This is a genomic window from Brucella pseudogrignonensis, assembly GCF_031454375.1.
In the GTDB taxonomy this organism is placed as follows: Bacteria; Pseudomonadota; Alphaproteobacteria; order Rhizobiales; family Rhizobiaceae; genus Brucella; species Brucella pseudogrignonensis_A.
On the sequence record NZ_JAVDQT010000001.1, the window covers coordinates 573,467 to 588,907 of the forward strand.

Consider the following 15,441-nt stretch of genomic DNA (forward strand, 5'->3'; position numbering starts at 1 on the left):
TATTTTCATGCCCGTAGAAATTCTCATGCCTGCCCTTTCCCCGACGATGGAAGAAGGCAAACTGTCCAAGTGGCTGAAAAAAGAAGGCGACAAGGTTACGTCTGGTGACGTGATCGCTGAAATCGAAACCGATAAGGCGACGATGGAAGTTGAAGCCGTCGATGAAGGCACAATCGGCAAGCTGTTGATCGAAGAAGGTTCGGAAGGCGTAAAAGTAAATACGCCAATCGCAATCCTGCTCGGTGACGGCGAAAGCGCGTCCGACATCGGTTCTGCTCCTGCTGCAAAAGCTGAAGCACCGAAAGAAGAAGCAAAAGAAGCGCCAAAGGCTGAAGAAAAGAAGGCGGATAGCGTGCCTGCTGCTCCGAAAGTTGAAGTTGCTTCCGATCCAGACATTCCAGCCGGTACAGAAATGGTTTCGATGACGGTGCGTGAAGCACTGCGCGATGCCATGGCTGAAGAAATGCGCCGCGACGACAATGTCTTCATCATGGGTGAAGAAGTTGCCGAATATCAGGGTGCTTACAAGATCACGCAGGGTCTTCTGGACGAATTCGGCCCGCGCCGCGTTGTCGACACCCCGATCACCGAGCATGGTTTTGCCGGTGTTGGCGTTGGTGCTGCTATGGCTGGCCTGAAGCCAATCGTCGAATTCATGACGTTTAACTTCGCCATGCAGGCGATTGACCAGATTATCAATTCGGCTGCAAAAACACTTTACATGTCGGGTGGCCAGATGGGCGCGCCGATGGTGTTCCGTGGTCCTTCCGGCGCTGCTGCTCGCGTTGCTGCTCAGCACTCCCAGTGCTATGCTGCATGGTACAGCCAGATTCCTGGCCTCAAGGTCGTCATGCCTTACTCGGCTGCCGATGCGAAGGGTCTTCTCAAGGCTGCTATCCGCGATCCAAATCCGGTCATCTTCCTTGAAAACGAAATTCTTTACGGTCATCATTTCGATGTGCCGAAGCTTGACGATTTCGTTCTGCCAATCGGCAAGGCCCGCATTCACAAGCAGGGCAAGGATGCGACTATCGTTTCGTTCGGTATCGGCATGACCTATGCGGTCAAGGCTGCGGAGGAACTGGCTGCACAGGGCATCGATGTCGAAATCATCGATCTGCGCACCATCCGCCCAATGGATATTCCAACGGTCGTTGAATCGGTCAAGAAGACTGGCCGCCTCGTCACCGTTGAAGAAGGCTATCCACAGTCTTCCGTTGGTACTGAAATTGCCACCCGCGTCATGCAGCAGGCCTTCGATTATCTCGATGCGCCGATCCTGACGATCGCTGGCAAGGACGTGCCGATGCCATATGCGGCCAACCTCGAAAAGCTGGCTCTGCCGACTGTAGCTGAAGTGGTGGAAGCGGTGAAAGCCGTGACCTACACCGCCTGAGGAGTTACTGGACATGCCGATTAAAATCACCATGCCAGCACTTTCACCAACCATGGAAGAAGGCAATCTTTCCAAGTGGCTGGTTAAAGAAGGCGACAAGGTTACATCCGGCGATGTGATCGCTGAGATCGAAACCGACAAAGCGACGATGGAAGTCGAAGCTGTCGATGAAGGTGTTGTTGCCAAGCTCGTCGTTCCTGCCGGAACCGAAGGCGTCAAGGTCAACGCGCTGATCGCAATCCTCGCCGAAGACGGCGAGGATGTCGCAGAAGCAGCTAAAGGCGGCGACGCTGCTCCTGCACCAAAGGCGGAAGCCAAGGCTGAAACGCCTAAGGAAGAGCCAAAGAAGGAAGCTGCACCCGCAGCAGCCCCGGCTCCTGTAAAGGCTGAAGCTCCAGCGGCTGCTCCTGCTGCTAATAGTGGCGCCGAGAACAAGGGAGATCGCGTTTTCGCGTCACCACTTGCTCGTCGCATCGCTAAGGATGCGGGCGTTGATGTTTCCGCTGTAAAAGGCACAGGTCCTCATGGCCGTGTCGTTCAGCGTGACGTTGAAGCTGCAATCAAGTCGGGCGGTACAAAAGCAGCAGCGGCTGCACCACAGGCAGCTGTATCGGCTCCGAAGCCTCAGTCGGATGATGCCATCCTCAAGCTCTTTGAAGAAGGCACATACGAAATCGTTCCTCACGACGGTATGCGCAAGACCATTGCCCGCCGTCTGGTTGAATCGAAGCAGACTGTTCCGCATTTCTATCTGACGATCGATTGCGAACTCGATGCGCTTCTGGCTCTGCGTTCGCAGATCAATTCGGCTGCACCACTGACAAAGACAGAGAAGGGCGAGGTTCCGGCCTACAAGCTTTCTGTCAACGATCTGGTGATCAAGGCTGTTGCTCTTGCGCTGCGTGACATTCCTGAAGCCAATGTCTCCTGGACAGAAGGCGGCATGGTCAAGCACAAGCGTGCGGATGTCGGCGTTGCTGTCTCCATCCCGGGCGGTCTGATTACGCCAATCGTGCGTCAGTCGGAATCGAAAACGCTGTCCGCCATCTCCAATGAAATGAAGGATCTTGCCAAGCGTGCGCGTGATCGCAAGCTCAAGCCTGATGAATATCAGGGTGGTTCGACCTCCGTGTCCAACCTTGGCATGTTCGGCGTGAAGGACTTTGCAGCGATCATCAACCCGCCACATGCGACGATCTTCGCAATTGGTGCCGGTGAACAGCGTGCAGTGGTCAAGAACGGTGAAGTGAAAGTTGCGACGGTTATGTCTGTCACGCTCTCCACTGATCACCGCGCTGTCGATGGTGCGCTGGCCGCTGAACTTGCACAGGCCTTCAAGCGTCACATCGAAAACCCGATGGGTATGCTGGTCTGATATGGTTATACGCCGCGTGTGGAGAACACATGCGGCGTTTCCTATTTGTAAGCCGACAGAAAGTCGGCAATTCGGGAATGCGCGCCGCAAGAAAATGCGTAAGATGCCGTTTCCCGTATTTGCGATGTTTTAAGGGCAGGAAACTATGGCCGACATCTACGACGTTATTATCATCGGATCGGGACCGGGCGGTTATGTCACCGCTATCCGCGCAGCGCAGCTTGGTCTTAAGACCGCGATTGTCGAGCGCGAGCATCTGGGCGGTATTTGCCTCAACTGGGGTTGTATTCCCACCAAGGCGCTGCTGCGTTCGGCGGAAGTGCTGCATCTGGGCGAACATGCCAAGGATTACGGCCTCAAGCTTGAAGGCTCGATCACAGCTGATGTGGATGCGGTTGTTGCGCGTTCGCGTGGTGTGTCGGCACGCCTTAATGGCGGCGTTGCCTACCTGATGAAGAAGAACAAGATCGACGTGATCTGGGGCGAAGCCAAGCTCGTTAAAGGCGCTTCCGGCAACACGCCAGCTGAGATTTCGGTCGGTAAATCATCGAAGCAGCCAATGTTGCCGCAAAACCCAGTGCCGAAGGGCGTTCTGGGTGAGGGCAGCTACAAGGCCAAGCATGTGATCGTTGCGACCGGCGCACGTCCGCGTTCGCTGCCGGGCATTGAGCCGGATGGTAAGCTGATTTGGACCTATTTCGAAGCCATGGTTCCACAGGCGCTGCCAAAGTCGATGGTTGTCATGGGCTCCGGTGCTATAGGTATTGAATTTGCATCCTTCTACAATGCCATGGGCGTTGACGTGACGGTTGTTGAACTGATGCCAAACATCATGCCAGTTGAAGACGTGGAAATTTCCACTTTCGCACGCAAGCGTCTGGAAAAGCTCGGCCTCAAGATCATCACTGAAGCCAAGGTTACCAAGGTTGAGAAGGGCACGGACTCTGTCACTGCTCACATTGAAACCAAGGACGGCAAGGTTGAAAAGCTGACCGTTGATCGCCTGATTTCGGCGGTTGGCGTTCAGGGCAACATTGAAAACCTTGGGCTTGAAGCGCTTGGCGTGAAGACAGACCGTGGCTGCGTTGTAATCGACGGCTATGGCAAGACCAATGTTGAAGGCATTTATGCTATCGGTGACGTTGCTGGTCCTCCGATGCTTGCCCACAAGGCTGAGCATGAAGGCACGATCTGCGTTGAAAAGATCGCCGGTCTGCCAAATGTCCATTCGCTCGATAAGGGGATGATCCCGGGCTGCACCTATTGCAATCCACAGGTTGCTTCTGTCGGCCTGACTGAAGCTAAGGCTAAGGAACAGGGCTTTGACATTCGTGTCGGTCGTTATTCCTTCTCGGCAAATGGCAAGGCCATTGCGCTTGGTGAAGATCAGGGTCTGGTCAAGACGATCTTTGACAAGAAGACCGGACAGTTGCTCGGTGCACACATGGTTGGCGCAGAAGTTACCGAACTTATTCAGGGCTTTGTCGTTGCGATGAACCTTGAAACGACTGAAGAAGAACTGATGCATTCGGTCTTCCCGCATCCGACCCTTTCCGAAATGATGAAGGAAAGCGTTCTTGATGCCTATGGCCGTGTGTTGAACGCTTAAACTAGGAGTAGCGACATTCCGCTGATCGATAATGGAGGGCCATGGCGGCGTGCCGCATGGCCCATGATTAAATGGTGTACCGTCGGCGGTCTTGCGCTCGGCTTTATGGCCGGAAGCTTGAGCCTGATCGGCGGAAACACCATATCGGTCAATGGAATGGCGATTGCTGGCTGGTATGGCGTCTGGACACTGGCTTTTGCCCTTGGATTAGGCGGGCTATTGTTTGGCCTTATCTGGGCACTGGTTTTCAGGGCATTAGGAATGGCGGCGAGACGGTAAGCCGCAGCATATTGACGTTGTCTTTGGGCGTGCCAAGTTGACAGAGTACAGGCCAAAGACTACGAACCGGACCCAATTTAGAAGTGTTTCAAGTTTGTGAAAACTTCGGATAGGCAGGAAACAGCATGGTTACAGTTCTCGACACGGTGAACCAGAGACGTCTTCGTCATCCGGAGAAGGCACATCGTCCGGATAATGAAATCCTGAAAAAGCCGGAGTGGATCCGCGTTAAGGCTCCCGTTTCGCGTGGCTATAATGAAACGCGTGAGATCGTCCGCTCGAACAAGCTCGTTACCGTTTGCGAAGAAGCTGGCTGCCCGAATATTGGCGAGTGCTGGGAAAAGAAGCACGCGACATTCATGATCATGGGTGAAATCTGCACCCGTGCTTGTGCTTTCTGCAACGTTTCGACCGGTATTCCGAAAGCTCTCGATCCGAATGAACCGGAAAGTGTTGCACGTGCGATCAAGCAGATGGGCCTGACCCACGTCGTTATCACCTCAGTTGATCGTGATGATCTCGCTGATGGCGGCGCACAGCATTTTGCTGACGTTATTCGCGCTATCCGTCAGGCAACGCCAAAGACGACGATTGAAATTCTGACGCCAGACTTCCTTCGCAAGGAAGGCGCGCTAGAGATCGTTGTTAAGGCGCGTCCTGATGTGTTCAATCACAATCTGGAAACCGTTCCGTCGAAATATCTCAAGGTTCGTCCGGGTGCGCGCTATTTCCATTCCATCCGCCTGCTGCAGCGCGTGAAGGAACTTGATCCGACGATCTTTACAAAATCCGGCATCATGGTCGGCTTTGGTGAAGAGCGGAATGAAATTTTGCAGCTTATGGACGATCTTCGTTCGGCTGACGTGGATTTCATGACCATCGGTCAATATCTCCAGCCAACCCGCAAACACCATCCAGTTGTCCGTTTTGTCACGCCTGACGAATTCAAGTCGTTTGAGACAATCGGTCGTACGAAGGGCTTTGCTCTGGTTGCATCCAGCCCGCTGACGCGTTCATCGCACCATGCCGGTGATGATTTTGCAAAGCTCAAGGCTGCGCGTGAAGCGCAGGTCGCAGCACAGGCTTAAACTCGCATGCCGCAATTTACTAATGTCAGACGCGTTCATCACAGGGCAGACCAGATGTTTGCCCTGGTGTCGGACGTGGAAAAATATCCACAATTCCTGCCGATGTGCGAAGCACTATCGATACGCTCGCGCAAAGAACGGGACGGCAAGACACTGCTAGTCGCTGACATGACGGTTGGCTATAAGTTGATCCGCGAGACATTCACCAGTCAGGTGCTTCTGAAGCCAGAAGAAAACGTCATCGACGTGAAATATGTCGATGGCCCATTCCGCTATCTCGACAATCGCTGGACTTTTAAGCCGGTTAACGATGGTTATGAATGCGATGTCGAGTTTTTCATCGATTATGAATTCAAGAGCAAAATGCTTGGAATGCTGATGGGGTCGATGTTTGATCTGGCTTTCCGTAAGTTCTCGGAAGCCTTTGAAAAGCGCTCCGACGATATTTATGGCATTGCTTAATCGGGGCTAAGCGCTTCAAGAACCAGTGCTAACGCTGAAAGCACGGTCTCATGGCGTATATTGTCGCGTGATTTTTCACCAAAGCGGCATTCTTTGTGCATCGTGGCAAAACCTTTGCGCGCACTGGCGATATGCACAAGGCCGACTGGCTTTTCAGCCGATCCGCCGCCCGGACCGGCAATGCCGGTTACGGCAATGCTGATGGCTGCGCGTGAGTTGGCAAGTGCACCTTCTGCCATGGCTATCGCCACTTCTTTGGACACTGCACCCACTTGGATGATCAGTTCCATCGGAACGCCGATCATCTCATTCTTGGCTTCGTTGGAATAGGTGACAAAGCCGCGATCCACCACATCCGAGGAACCAGCAATATCGGTGAGTGCTGCCGCGATCAGCCCACCTGTGCAGGATTCTGCCGTCACAATCATGATGCTGTGTTGGCGACATGCATTCAGGACGTTGATGGCTTGAGCTTCGGCAACGAGTGTCATTCAGGAACCTCACCGGGATAGATCACGGTTGCAGTCACAATAGCAGCAATGCCTTCGCCACGACCGACAAAGCCCATTCTTTCGTTGGTGGTGGCTTTGACTGACACGCGGTCTTGCGAAATGCCGATCATATTGGCCATGGCTTCCGTCATTGCCGGACGATGCGGCCCGATCTTAGGTTCCTCCGCAATGATCGTCACATCCGCATTGGCGATACGACCACCGGCTTCGCGCACTATCTTGACCGCATGTTCAACGAAGATATGCGATGCAGCACCCTTCCACTGGGGATCGGATGGCGGGAAATGTGTGCCAATATCTCCTGCGCCGCGTGTGGCAAGCAGGGCATCGGTCAGTGCGTGGAGGGCCACGTCAGCATCGGAATGACCGTTAAGCTTTTTATTGTGCGGAATGGCGACGCCGCAAAGTGTGACGTGATCGCCTGGCTCAAAGCTGTGAACGTCATACCCATTGCCGGTGCGAATATCTGGAAAAGAAGTCATGCCATGCCTCAAACGTTTGTCGGCCATTTCGATATCTTTGGCCCATGTCAGTTTGGTATTGTCTGCTGAACCCTCGATGATTTGCACCGCCAGTCCATAGGCTTCTGCAATCGATGCATCGTCGGTAAAATCCGAACGGCCGCTGAGATATGCTTTTTCGTGTGCATCGAGGATTGGTGCGAAAGGAAAAGCCTGCGGTGTTTGCGCTGCAAAAAGACCTGCGCGCGGAACCGTCATTTTGACTGTACCGTCACTGGCTGACTGTTTCAGCGTGTCGGACACGGCAAGGGCGGGCAGCACGCCTTCCTGCGGTGTCAGATTGTCGAATATACGGGCAAGCAAATCCTGTTCGATGAATGGGCGTACACCATCATGGATAAGCACGTAGTCAGGAGCGTCTGTGTTAAGCGCCAGCAATCCAAGTCGGGTGGATTCCTGCCGTGTCGGACCGCCGGTGACGACGTGCACATTTTCATAATGGTCGGTAATAGCTTTATCATACAAAGCTGTATCATCGGCATGGATGACAACGATAATCTCAACAATCTCAGGACACTGCGCAAAAGCTCTCAGCGTGCGTGAAAGCACAGCTTCGCCGCCGATCCGCCGATATTGCTTCGGACCTTCGGTGCTTTGTCCTGCACGTTCACCACGTCCCGCGGCTACGATGACTGCTGCTGCCCGTAAAATATCGGTTGCCTTTGTCAGAGATTCAAATTGCTATTTGCCGAATAACGCCTTGCGCAAATAATTGCCATACCGCAATCAATTTATCATTATCCGCACGCGCTTTTCCTTGCGTTCAATGCATCAAATGATTAAACTGTGTGCTAATTGCATCATGCACATCAAATGAGCATATTTTGGTCGCCAATCTTGAACAGCCTTTAAGCATACGTAACGTGGTGGTTCCAAACCGCGTTTTTCTAGCTCCTATGTCAGGTGTTTCCGACCTTCCATTTCGCAAGCGCGCTGCCGAAGCTGGTGCTGGCATGGTTGTTTCGGAAATGGTGGCGAGTGCCGAGCTTTGCAATCGTCATAAGGAAAGCATGTTGCGACTGTCCGGTGAAGGGCTTGGCACGCATGTCGTGCAGCTTGCAGGCCGCGAAGCGCATTGGATGGGCGAAGCAGCCATCATCGCCGAAAGCGAGGGCGCTGATATTATCGATATCAACATGGGCTGTCCTGCCAAGAAGGTGACGGGCGGCTATTCTGGTTCAGCGCTGATGCGCGATCTCGATCATGCGATGACGTTGGTTGAGGCAACGGTAAATGCTGTCAAAGTGCCGGTTACGCTTAAAATGCGTCTTGGCTGGGATGAGAATAGCATCAACGCGCCTGAATTAGCTAAACGCGCCGAAGATGCCGGCATTGCGATGGTGACGGTACATGGCCGCACGCGCTGCCAGTTTTATGAAGGCACAGCCGACTGGGATGCCATTCATGCGGTGCGTGATGTCGTGAAGATTCCATTGGTTGCCAATGGGGATGTGTCGTCACGCGAGGATGCGGAAGAATTGTTGCGCCGCTCTGGTGCTGACGCCGTGATGGTTGGTCGTGCTTCCTATGGTCAGCCGTGGCTTGCAGGCCTGATCGCAGGCAGTGATTTCGCACCGCGTACAGCTGATGGCATTCTTTCTTATATTATAAGACATTACGAAGGTATGCTCGACCACTATGGCAGCAAGACAGGTATCCGCCACTCGAGAAAACATCTCGGCTGGTATCTGGATCGTCATACGGGTGAAGCATTCTCGCAGGCAGATAAGGCTGAAATCATGACACTCACTGATCCCGAAGCGGTTATCGCGGCGCTAACCCGCGTTTTTCTGCGTGATGCAGACAGAAAGGTCGCATGATGGGCGTTAGAAGTGAAGCGAGCGGCATTCCAGCAATCATTCTGGATGCCATCAATCAGCCTGTGATTATGGTGAGTGCCGATAATCACATAGTTTATGCCAATATGGATGCGGAGCAGTTTTTCCGATCTGGCTCGTCTATTCTGGCGCGCAATCGTCTTGAATCGTTTCTGCCTTTTGGCAGTCCATTGCTGGCTCTGGTCGATCAGGTTCGCACGGCTCAGGTTCCGGTCAATGAATATCGCGTCGATATTTCGTCGCCGAAACTTGGTGCCGAACGCATTGTCGATCTCTATGTAGCACCGGTTATCGAAACGCCGGGTGCTGTGGTTATTCTGTTTAAAGAAAAGACCATGGCGGAGAAGATCGACCGCCAGATGACCCATCGTGGCGCTGCGCGTTCGGTGACGGGCTTGGCTTCTATGCTTGCGCATGAAATCAAGAATCCGCTTTCCGGTATTCGCGGTGCCGCACAATTGCTTGAACAGGTTGTTGGCGATGAAGATCGCGCATTGGCACGGCTGATCACTGATGAAACTGATCGGATTGTGAAGCTTGTTGATCGGATGGAAGTGTTTTCGGATGAGCGTCCGATTGAACGTACGGCAGTCAATATTTATTCGGTACTGGATCATGTGAAGACATTGGCGCGCAATGGTTTTGCGCGGAATATCCGCTTTGTAGAAGAATACGACCCATCGCTGCCGCCTGTTTATGCCAATCGCGATCAGCTTGTTCAGGTTTTCCTTAATCTGGTGAAGAATGCTGCAGAAGCAATCGGTGACCGTGAGGGTGCTGAAATCACGCTCTCAACTGCTTATCGTCCGGGTATCCGCCTACAGGTTCCGGGTGCAAGCGACCGCGTAGCATTGCCGCTGGAATTCTGCGTGCATGATAATGGTCCGGGCGTGCCCGAAGATATGCTGCCGCATTTGTTCGATCCGTTTGTTACAACCAAGACCAATGGGTCAGGTCTTGGACTGGCACTGGTTGCCAAGATTATTGGTGATCATGGCGGCGTAATCGAGTGCGACAGCCATCCATCGCGTACCACATTCCGCATTTTGATGCCGCAGTGGAAGAGTTCAGCTGAAAATATGTCTGCAAAGACAGGAGATAACGCATGATTGCCGGACGTCCGACAGGTACGATTCTCGTTGCCGATGATGATGCTGCAATTCGCACTGTGCTTAATCAGGCATTGTCGCGTGCAGGCTATGATGTGCGTGTTACATCGAATGGCGCATCACTTTGGCGTTGGATTGCTGCTGGTGATGGTGATCTGGTGATTACAGACGTTAATATGCCGGACGAGAATGCATTTGATCTGCTTCCGCGCATCAAGAAGATGCGTCCTGATCTGCCGATTGTGGTGATGAGCGCGCAAAATACGTTTATGACCGCGATCCGCGCTTCGGAAGCCGGTGCTTATGAATATCTGCCAAAGCCGTTTGATCTCACAGAACTGATCAATATTGTTGGTCGTGCCCTGTCTGAACCAAAGCATAAGCCCGCTGCGGTTTTGCCGGATGAGCAGGCTGAAAACATGCCACTGGTCGGCCGCTCGCCAGCAATGCAGGAAATCTATCGTGTGCTGGCCCGCATGATGCAGACAGACCTCACCATGATGGTGACGGGTGAGTCTGGCACGGGTAAGGAACTCGTTGCGCGCGCATTGCATGAATATGGCCGCCGCCGCAAAGGACCGTTTGTCGCCATCAATATGGCCGCTATTCCGCGTGACCTAATCGAATCTGAATTGTTTGGCCACGAAAAGGGTGCCTTTACCGGCGCACAGAACCGTTCAAGCGGGCGTTTCGAGCAGGCCAATGGCGGAACACTGTTTCTCGACGAAATCGGCGATATGCCGATGGAGGCACAAACACGTTTGCTTCGCGTGTTGCAGCAGGGCGAATATATGACTGTTGGTGGTCGTACACCGATCAAGACAGATGTGCGTATTGTGGCTGCAACCAATAAAGATTTGCGCCAGCTCATCGCGCAGGGTCTGTTCCGCGAAGATCTTTACTATCGCCTGAATGTCGTGCCACTGCGTCTGCCGCCACTGCGCGAACGCAGCGAAGACGTACCGGATCTGGTTCGTCACTTTTTCAAGCGCGCTGCGGAAGAAGGTCTGCCTGAAAAACGTATCACGGCCACCGGCTTTGATATGATGCGTCGCTATCCATGGCCGGGCAATGTGCGCGAGCTCGAAAATCTTGTGCGCCGGCTTTCGGCACTTTACCCCCAAGATGAGATTTCTCCTGAGATCATCGAAGCCGAGCTGAAATCTGAGCTTTCAAAGCCCGATGCCCCTGTGGTTGTGACGGGTGACCTCGAAAACATCACCATTTCGCAGGTGGTAGAGCAAAACATGCAGCGTTATTTCGGCTCGTTCGGTTCTGATCTTCCGCCGCCCGGCCTTTATCACCGCGTTCTTGCCGAACTGGAATATCCACTCATCCTCGCATGTTTGACTGCTACGCGCGGCAATCAAATTAAGGCCGCAGAAATTTTGGGTCTTAACCGTAATACGCTGCGTAAGAAGATCAGAGAACTCGGTGTGAATATCTATCGGGGCGCCAAGCAGTAGAAAATGAGCAAAAAGCCGCTCACAGTTTCGCGAAACCCTATTTAAGCTGTAAACAATCGTTGCATTTTCGCCACAATGCGTTGCATAGATGCAACGCTATTGGGTAACATGGTTAACATGAATACAGCGAATCTGACGACGGATATGGATAAGGCAGAGCGACCATCGCGCGGCGGTGAGGGGCGCAGGCTTCTTGCGTTGCCGGGTATCATCACTGTTGTTCTGGCGCTGATTACTGCTTCGCTGTCTTTTTGCATTCTCATTGGTATAACGCCGATCACGCCTGACCGAGCAGTGACGCTTACGCTGGTCATTATCAATGTCGCGCTTATTGTTTTTCTTATCCTGCTCATTTGCCGTGAGATTTATCGCATTATATCGGCGCGCAGATCTGGAAAAGCTGCATCGCGCCTACATGTGCGTATCGTTGCGCTGTTCTCACTGATCGCTGCAGTGCCTGCGATTGTGGTGGCTATTGTCGCGTCAGTCACACTCAATCTCGGGCTAGATCGCTGGTTTGATACCAACACACGCGATATTGTGAGTTCTTCACAGAGTTTGACCACTGCCTACATTAAAGAGACAGCGCTTAATCTGCAAAGCACATCGTTTTCGATGCTTCAGGAACTGGATGCGCAGCGCACTGTTTACAGTCTCGATAGGGGTGGCTTTATTCGCTACATGACGCTTCAGGCTGGCGGTCGCGGTTTGTTGGGCGCATTTCTGGTGCGTGAAAATGGCGATGTGGTTGTTAAAAGCGAAACGGGTGTTGAAACGCGTCTTCCTCCACCAACCGAAGATGCCTTAAGAACAGCTGTTGATGGAAGGCCAGTTATTATACCTCCGGGCAATAGTAACTTTGTTGGCGCAGTCATCAAAATGCGTGAGATACCTGACCTTTATCTTTACACCGTACGGCAGGTTGATCCGCAGATTTTGGAATCAATGCGCCTGATGGAGGCCAATACACAGCGCTATCAGGAGATGGATGCGAACCGCATACCAACCCAGATTGCGTTTGCACTGCTCTATTTCGGTCTGACGTTGATTGTTCTTCTGTCTGCCATTTGGACCGGTATAGCAGTGGCTGACCGTCTTGTTCGCCCAATCCGACTTTTGATTGGCGCAGCTGACGATGTTGCTGCCGGTAATCTCAATATTTCTGTACCTGTACGCGCGTCTGACGGCGACGTTGGCGCATTGTCGGATACGTTCAACAACATGGTTGCTGAATTGAATAGTCAGCGCAACGAGCTCTTGTCAGCGAAAGATCAGATTGATGAACGTCGCCGCTTTTCTGAGGCGGTTCTTTCTGGCGTCAATGCGGGTGTTATCGGCATTGAGACCGATGGCTCAATTACGATCCTCAATCGCTCGGCTGAACATATGTTCGGCGTTAGTTCACACGATGCAATCGGTAAAAGCTTGAGCAGCATTGCGCCAGAAATTGGACAAGCGTTTGAAGTGGCGCGAACAACGGATCGTGCGATGTACCGTGAGCAGGTCAGCATGACACGGGGTGGTGTTGCGCGAACTTTTAATGTTCAGGTGACCGTCGAAGATTCAGAATCTGATGATCATTCCTATGTCGTTACTGTTGATGACATTACTGATCTGGTTCAGGCGCAGCGTTCTTCGGCGTGGGCGGATGTTGCGCGTCGTATTGCGCATGAAATCAAAAACCCGCTGACCCCAATCCAGCTTTCTGCTGAACGCATTCGCCGTCGCTACGGCAAGGTGATCGTTGAAGATCGTGAAGTGTTCGACCAGTGTACCGATACAATCATCCGTCAAGTCGGTGATATTGGCCGTATGGTCGATGAGTTCTCAGCCTTTGCACGTATGCCTAAGCCGGAGATGAAGGCGATGGATATGCGTGAAGCGCTGCGTGAAGCTTCATTCCTCATTGAAGTGAGCCGACAGGATATAAAGTTTACCAATGAACATGGTTCGGAAAAGCTGATCGGTTCTTTCGATAGTCGTCTGCTCGGTCAGGCTTTTGGCAATATCATCAAAAATGCCAGCGAGGCGATCGATGCCGTACCAAAGGAAGACCGTGGTGATGGGCATATCCTTGTTCGCGCCCGCAAAGACGACGGACATCTCGTGGTGGAAGTGATTGATAACGGCAAAGGCTTGCCGGGCGATGATCGTCAGAAGCTCTTGGAGCCTTATATGACAACGCGCGAAAAAGGCACTGGCCTTGGCCTCGCGATAGTCCGCAAAATCGTGGAAGACCACGGCGGACAGTTGGAATTGCATGATGCGCCAGCAGATTTCCACGGTGGACGTGGCGCAATGATACGTATGATCTTTCCTGAGGTTTCCACCGGCGATGCTGGTGCGGAAGAGGGAAATCCCGGAAACGAGATAGTTGGACAGGTGAACTGATATGGCAGCCGATATTCTTGTTGTTGATGACGAAGTGGATATCCGGGAACTTGTTGCAGGTATCCTGAGCGACGAAGGGTATGAGACGCGTACGGCCTTTGATGCTGATAGCGCGCTTGCCGCGATTGATGATCGCGTGCCACGCCTTGTATTTCTTGATATCTGGTTGCAGGGCAGCCGACTTGATGGTCTTGCACTGCTTGATGAAATCAAGAAGCAGCATCCTGATCTGCCCGTTGTGATGATCTCAGGTCACGGCAATGTTGAAACGGCTGTTTCGGCAATCCGTCGCGGTGCCTATGATTTTATCGAAAAGCCATTCAAGGCAGATCGTCTGATTTTGGTTGCTGAACGTGCTCTGGAAACATCCAAGCTGAAACGCGAAGTTTCCAATCTGCGCAAGCGCGGTGGCAACAGCATGGAACTGATTGGCGCTTCGCTCGCAATCAACCAGCTTCGTCAGACGATTGAGCGTGTTGCGCCAACTAACAGCCGTATCATGATTACCGGACCTTCAGGTGCGGGTAAGGAACTGGCAGCGCGTGCTATCCATGCACAGTCAGGCCGGGCCAATGGTCCATTCGTTACGGTCAATGCTGCAACCATTACGCCTGAGCGTATGGAGATCGAGCTTTTCGGCACGGAAATGGATGGTGGTGAGCGCAAGGTTGGTGCGCTGGAAGAAGCGCATGGCGGCATCCTTTATCTTGATGAAATTGCGGATATGCCGCGTGAAACGCAGAACAAGATTTTGCGTGTGCTGGTTGATCAGCAGTTCGAACGTGTGGGTGGAACCAAGCGTGTGAAGGTAGATGTTCGCATTATCTCTTCGACTGCACAGAACCTTGAAGGCATGATTGCCGAAGGTACGTTCCGCGAAGACCTTTTCCATCGCCTGTCTGTTGTGCCGGTGCACGTTCCAGCGCTTGCCTCACGTCGTGAGGATATTCCATCGCTGGTCGAATATTTCATGACGCAGATTGCCGAGCAGGCGGGTATCAAGCCGCGCAAAATCGGTTCTGATGCAATGGCTGTTTTGCAGTCGCATAGCTGGCCGGGAAATATCCGTCAGCTGCGAAACAATGTGGAACGCCTGATGATTCTGGCGCGCGGCGACGATCCGGATGCGCCAGTGACTGCCGATCTTTTGCCAGCAGAAATTGGCGACACGCTGCCACGCGCGCCGACCGAATCCGATCAGCACATCATGGCGCTTCCTTTGCGTGAAGCACGTGAGCGGTTCGAGAAAGAATATCTGATTGCGCAGATCAATCGCTTTGGTGGTAATATCTCGCGCACAGCTGAATTTGTTGGCATGGAACGTTCGGCATTGCATCGCAAGCTAAAGTCGCTTGGCGTATAATAGTTAAACAAGTTCAGGGCAGGCGGGACGAT

At 52.8% G+C, this 15,441-nt stretch carries 13 protein-coding genes; 11 read left to right on the forward strand and 2 right to left on the reverse strand.

Annotation, left to right across the window (positions count from 1 at the left end; translation table 11 throughout):
* Positions 1 to 7: 7 nt before the first annotated feature.
* From J2782_RS02800 to J2782_RS02825, 6 genes are all read left to right on the forward strand, one after another.
* A complete protein-coding gene (locus J2782_RS02800) occupies positions 8 to 1,396 on the forward strand; it encodes a pyruvate dehydrogenase complex E1 component subunit beta (protein WP_310010037.1) in 1,389 nt (462 codons plus the stop codon).
* 13 nt (positions 1,397 to 1,409) lie between these two features.
* Complete coding sequence (locus tag J2782_RS02805) at positions 1,410 to 2,771, forward strand: pyruvate dehydrogenase complex dihydrolipoamide acetyltransferase (protein ID WP_310010038.1); 1,362 nt, start codon at positions 1,410 to 1,412, stop codon at positions 2,769 to 2,771.
* A gap of 145 nt (positions 2,772 to 2,916) precedes the next feature.
* The gene (lpdA, locus tag J2782_RS02810) at positions 2,917 to 4,380 is read left to right on the forward strand and encodes a dihydrolipoyl dehydrogenase (protein WP_310010039.1); all 1,464 of its coding nucleotides are present in this window, start codon (positions 2,917 to 2,919) and stop codon (positions 4,378 to 4,380) included.
* Positions 4,381 to 4,443: 63 nt separating this feature from the next.
* Positions 4,444 to 4,659: a hypothetical protein gene (locus J2782_RS02815; RefSeq protein ID WP_310011132.1), complete on the forward strand. Its 216-nt coding sequence runs from the start codon at positions 4,444 to 4,446 to the stop codon at positions 4,657 to 4,659.
* A 125-nt stretch (positions 4,660 to 4,784) separates the two neighbouring features.
* On the forward strand, positions 4,785 to 5,747 hold the full coding sequence (gene lipA / locus J2782_RS02820; RefSeq protein ID WP_310010040.1) for a lipoyl synthase: 963 nt from the start codon (positions 4,785 to 4,787) through the stop codon (positions 5,745 to 5,747).
* A 6-nt stretch (positions 5,748 to 5,753) separates the two neighbouring features.
* Positions 5,754 to 6,209 carry a type II toxin-antitoxin system RatA family toxin gene (locus tag J2782_RS02825; protein ID WP_310010041.1) on the forward strand — a complete coding sequence of 152 codons (456 nt, stop codon included), beginning with the start codon at positions 5,754 to 5,756 and terminating at the stop codon, positions 6,207 to 6,209.
* Here J2782_RS02825 and J2782_RS02830 read toward each other — a convergent pair.
* Positions 6,206 to 6,700, reverse strand: a complete 495-nt coding sequence (locus J2782_RS02830) for a CinA family protein (protein ID WP_310010042.1) — start codon at positions 6,698 to 6,700, stop codon at positions 6,206 to 6,208. The two genes, J2782_RS02825 and J2782_RS02830, sit on opposite strands and share 4 nt — an antisense overlap.
* Entirely contained in the window at positions 6,697 to 7,911 is a 1,215-nt protein-coding gene (locus J2782_RS02835) for a bifunctional 2-C-methyl-D-erythritol 4-phosphate cytidylyltransferase/2-C-methyl-D-erythritol 2,4-cyclodiphosphate synthase (RefSeq protein WP_310011044.1), read from the reverse strand. The genes J2782_RS02830 and J2782_RS02835 overlap by 4 nt, the downstream gene beginning before the upstream one ends.
* A gap of 155 nt (positions 7,912 to 8,066) precedes the next feature.
* Here J2782_RS02835 and dusB point away from each other — a divergent pair, with 155 nt between their 5' ends.
* The 5 genes from dusB (at position 8,067) to ntrX (ending at position 15,409) form a co-directional block, all read left to right on the forward strand.
* Entirely contained in the window at positions 8,067 to 9,062 is a 996-nt protein-coding gene (gene dusB, locus J2782_RS02840) for a tRNA dihydrouridine synthase DusB (RefSeq protein ID WP_310010043.1), read from the forward strand.
* Positions 9,062 to 10,189, forward strand: coding sequence for a two-component system sensor histidine kinase NtrB (locus J2782_RS02845; RefSeq protein WP_310011045.1), 1,128 nt, complete (start codon positions 9,062 to 9,064; stop codon positions 10,187 to 10,189). The genes dusB and J2782_RS02845 overlap by 1 nt, the downstream gene beginning before the upstream one ends.
* On the forward strand, positions 10,186 to 11,655 hold the full coding sequence (gene ntrC, locus J2782_RS02850) for a nitrogen regulation protein NR(I) (RefSeq protein WP_250039799.1): 1,470 nt from the start codon (positions 10,186 to 10,188) through the stop codon (positions 11,653 to 11,655). Before J2782_RS02845 ends, ntrC begins: the two co-directional genes overlap by 4 nt.
* Before the next feature lie 75 nt (positions 11,656 to 11,730).
* Positions 11,731 to 14,046, forward strand: coding sequence for a sensor histidine kinase NtrY-like (locus J2782_RS02855; protein WP_310010044.1), 2,316 nt, complete (start codon positions 11,731 to 11,733; stop codon positions 14,044 to 14,046).
* Between the two features lies 1 nt (position 14,047).
* Positions 14,048 to 15,409: a nitrogen assimilation response regulator NtrX gene (gene ntrX / locus J2782_RS02860; protein ID WP_250039801.1), complete on the forward strand. Its 1,362-nt coding sequence runs from the start codon at positions 14,048 to 14,050 to the stop codon at positions 15,407 to 15,409.
* Positions 15,410 to 15,441 lie beyond the last annotated feature (32 nt).

Excerpts from the sequence above, each read along its gene's own strand:
- J2782_RS02800 (WP_310010037.1), top strand. The coding sequence starts at position 8 with ATGCCCGTAGAAATTCTCATGCCTGCCCTTTCCCCGACGATGGAAGAA.
- J2782_RS02805 (WP_310010038.1), top strand. The coding sequence starts at position 1,410 with ATGCCGATTAAAATCACCATGCCAGCACTTTCACCAACCATGGAAGAA.
- lpdA (WP_310010039.1), top strand. The coding sequence starts at position 2,917 with ATGGCCGACATCTACGACGTTATTATCATCGGATCGGGACCGGGCGGT.
- J2782_RS02815 (WP_310011132.1), top strand. The coding sequence starts at position 4,444 with ATGATTAAATGGTGTACCGTCGGCGGTCTTGCGCTCGGCTTTATGGCC.
- lipA (WP_310010040.1), top strand. The coding sequence starts at position 4,785 with ATGGTTACAGTTCTCGACACGGTGAACCAGAGACGTCTTCGTCATCCG.
- J2782_RS02825 (WP_310010041.1), top strand. The coding sequence starts at position 5,754 with ATGCCGCAATTTACTAATGTCAGACGCGTTCATCACAGGGCAGACCAG.
- J2782_RS02830 (WP_310010042.1), bottom strand. The coding sequence starts at position 6,700 with ATGACACTCGTTGCCGAAGCTCAAGCCATCAACGTCCTGAATGCATGT.
- J2782_RS02845 (WP_310011045.1), top strand. The coding sequence starts at position 9,062 with ATGGGCGTTAGAAGTGAAGCGAGCGGCATTCCAGCAATCATTCTGGAT.
- ntrC (WP_250039799.1), top strand. The coding sequence starts at position 10,186 with ATGATTGCCGGACGTCCGACAGGTACGATTCTCGTTGCCGATGATGAT.
- J2782_RS02855 (WP_310010044.1), top strand. The coding sequence starts at position 11,731 with ATGCGTTGCATAGATGCAACGCTATTGGGTAACATGGTTAACATGAAT.
- ntrX (WP_250039801.1), top strand. The coding sequence starts at position 14,048 with ATGGCAGCCGATATTCTTGTTGTTGATGACGAAGTGGATATCCGGGAA.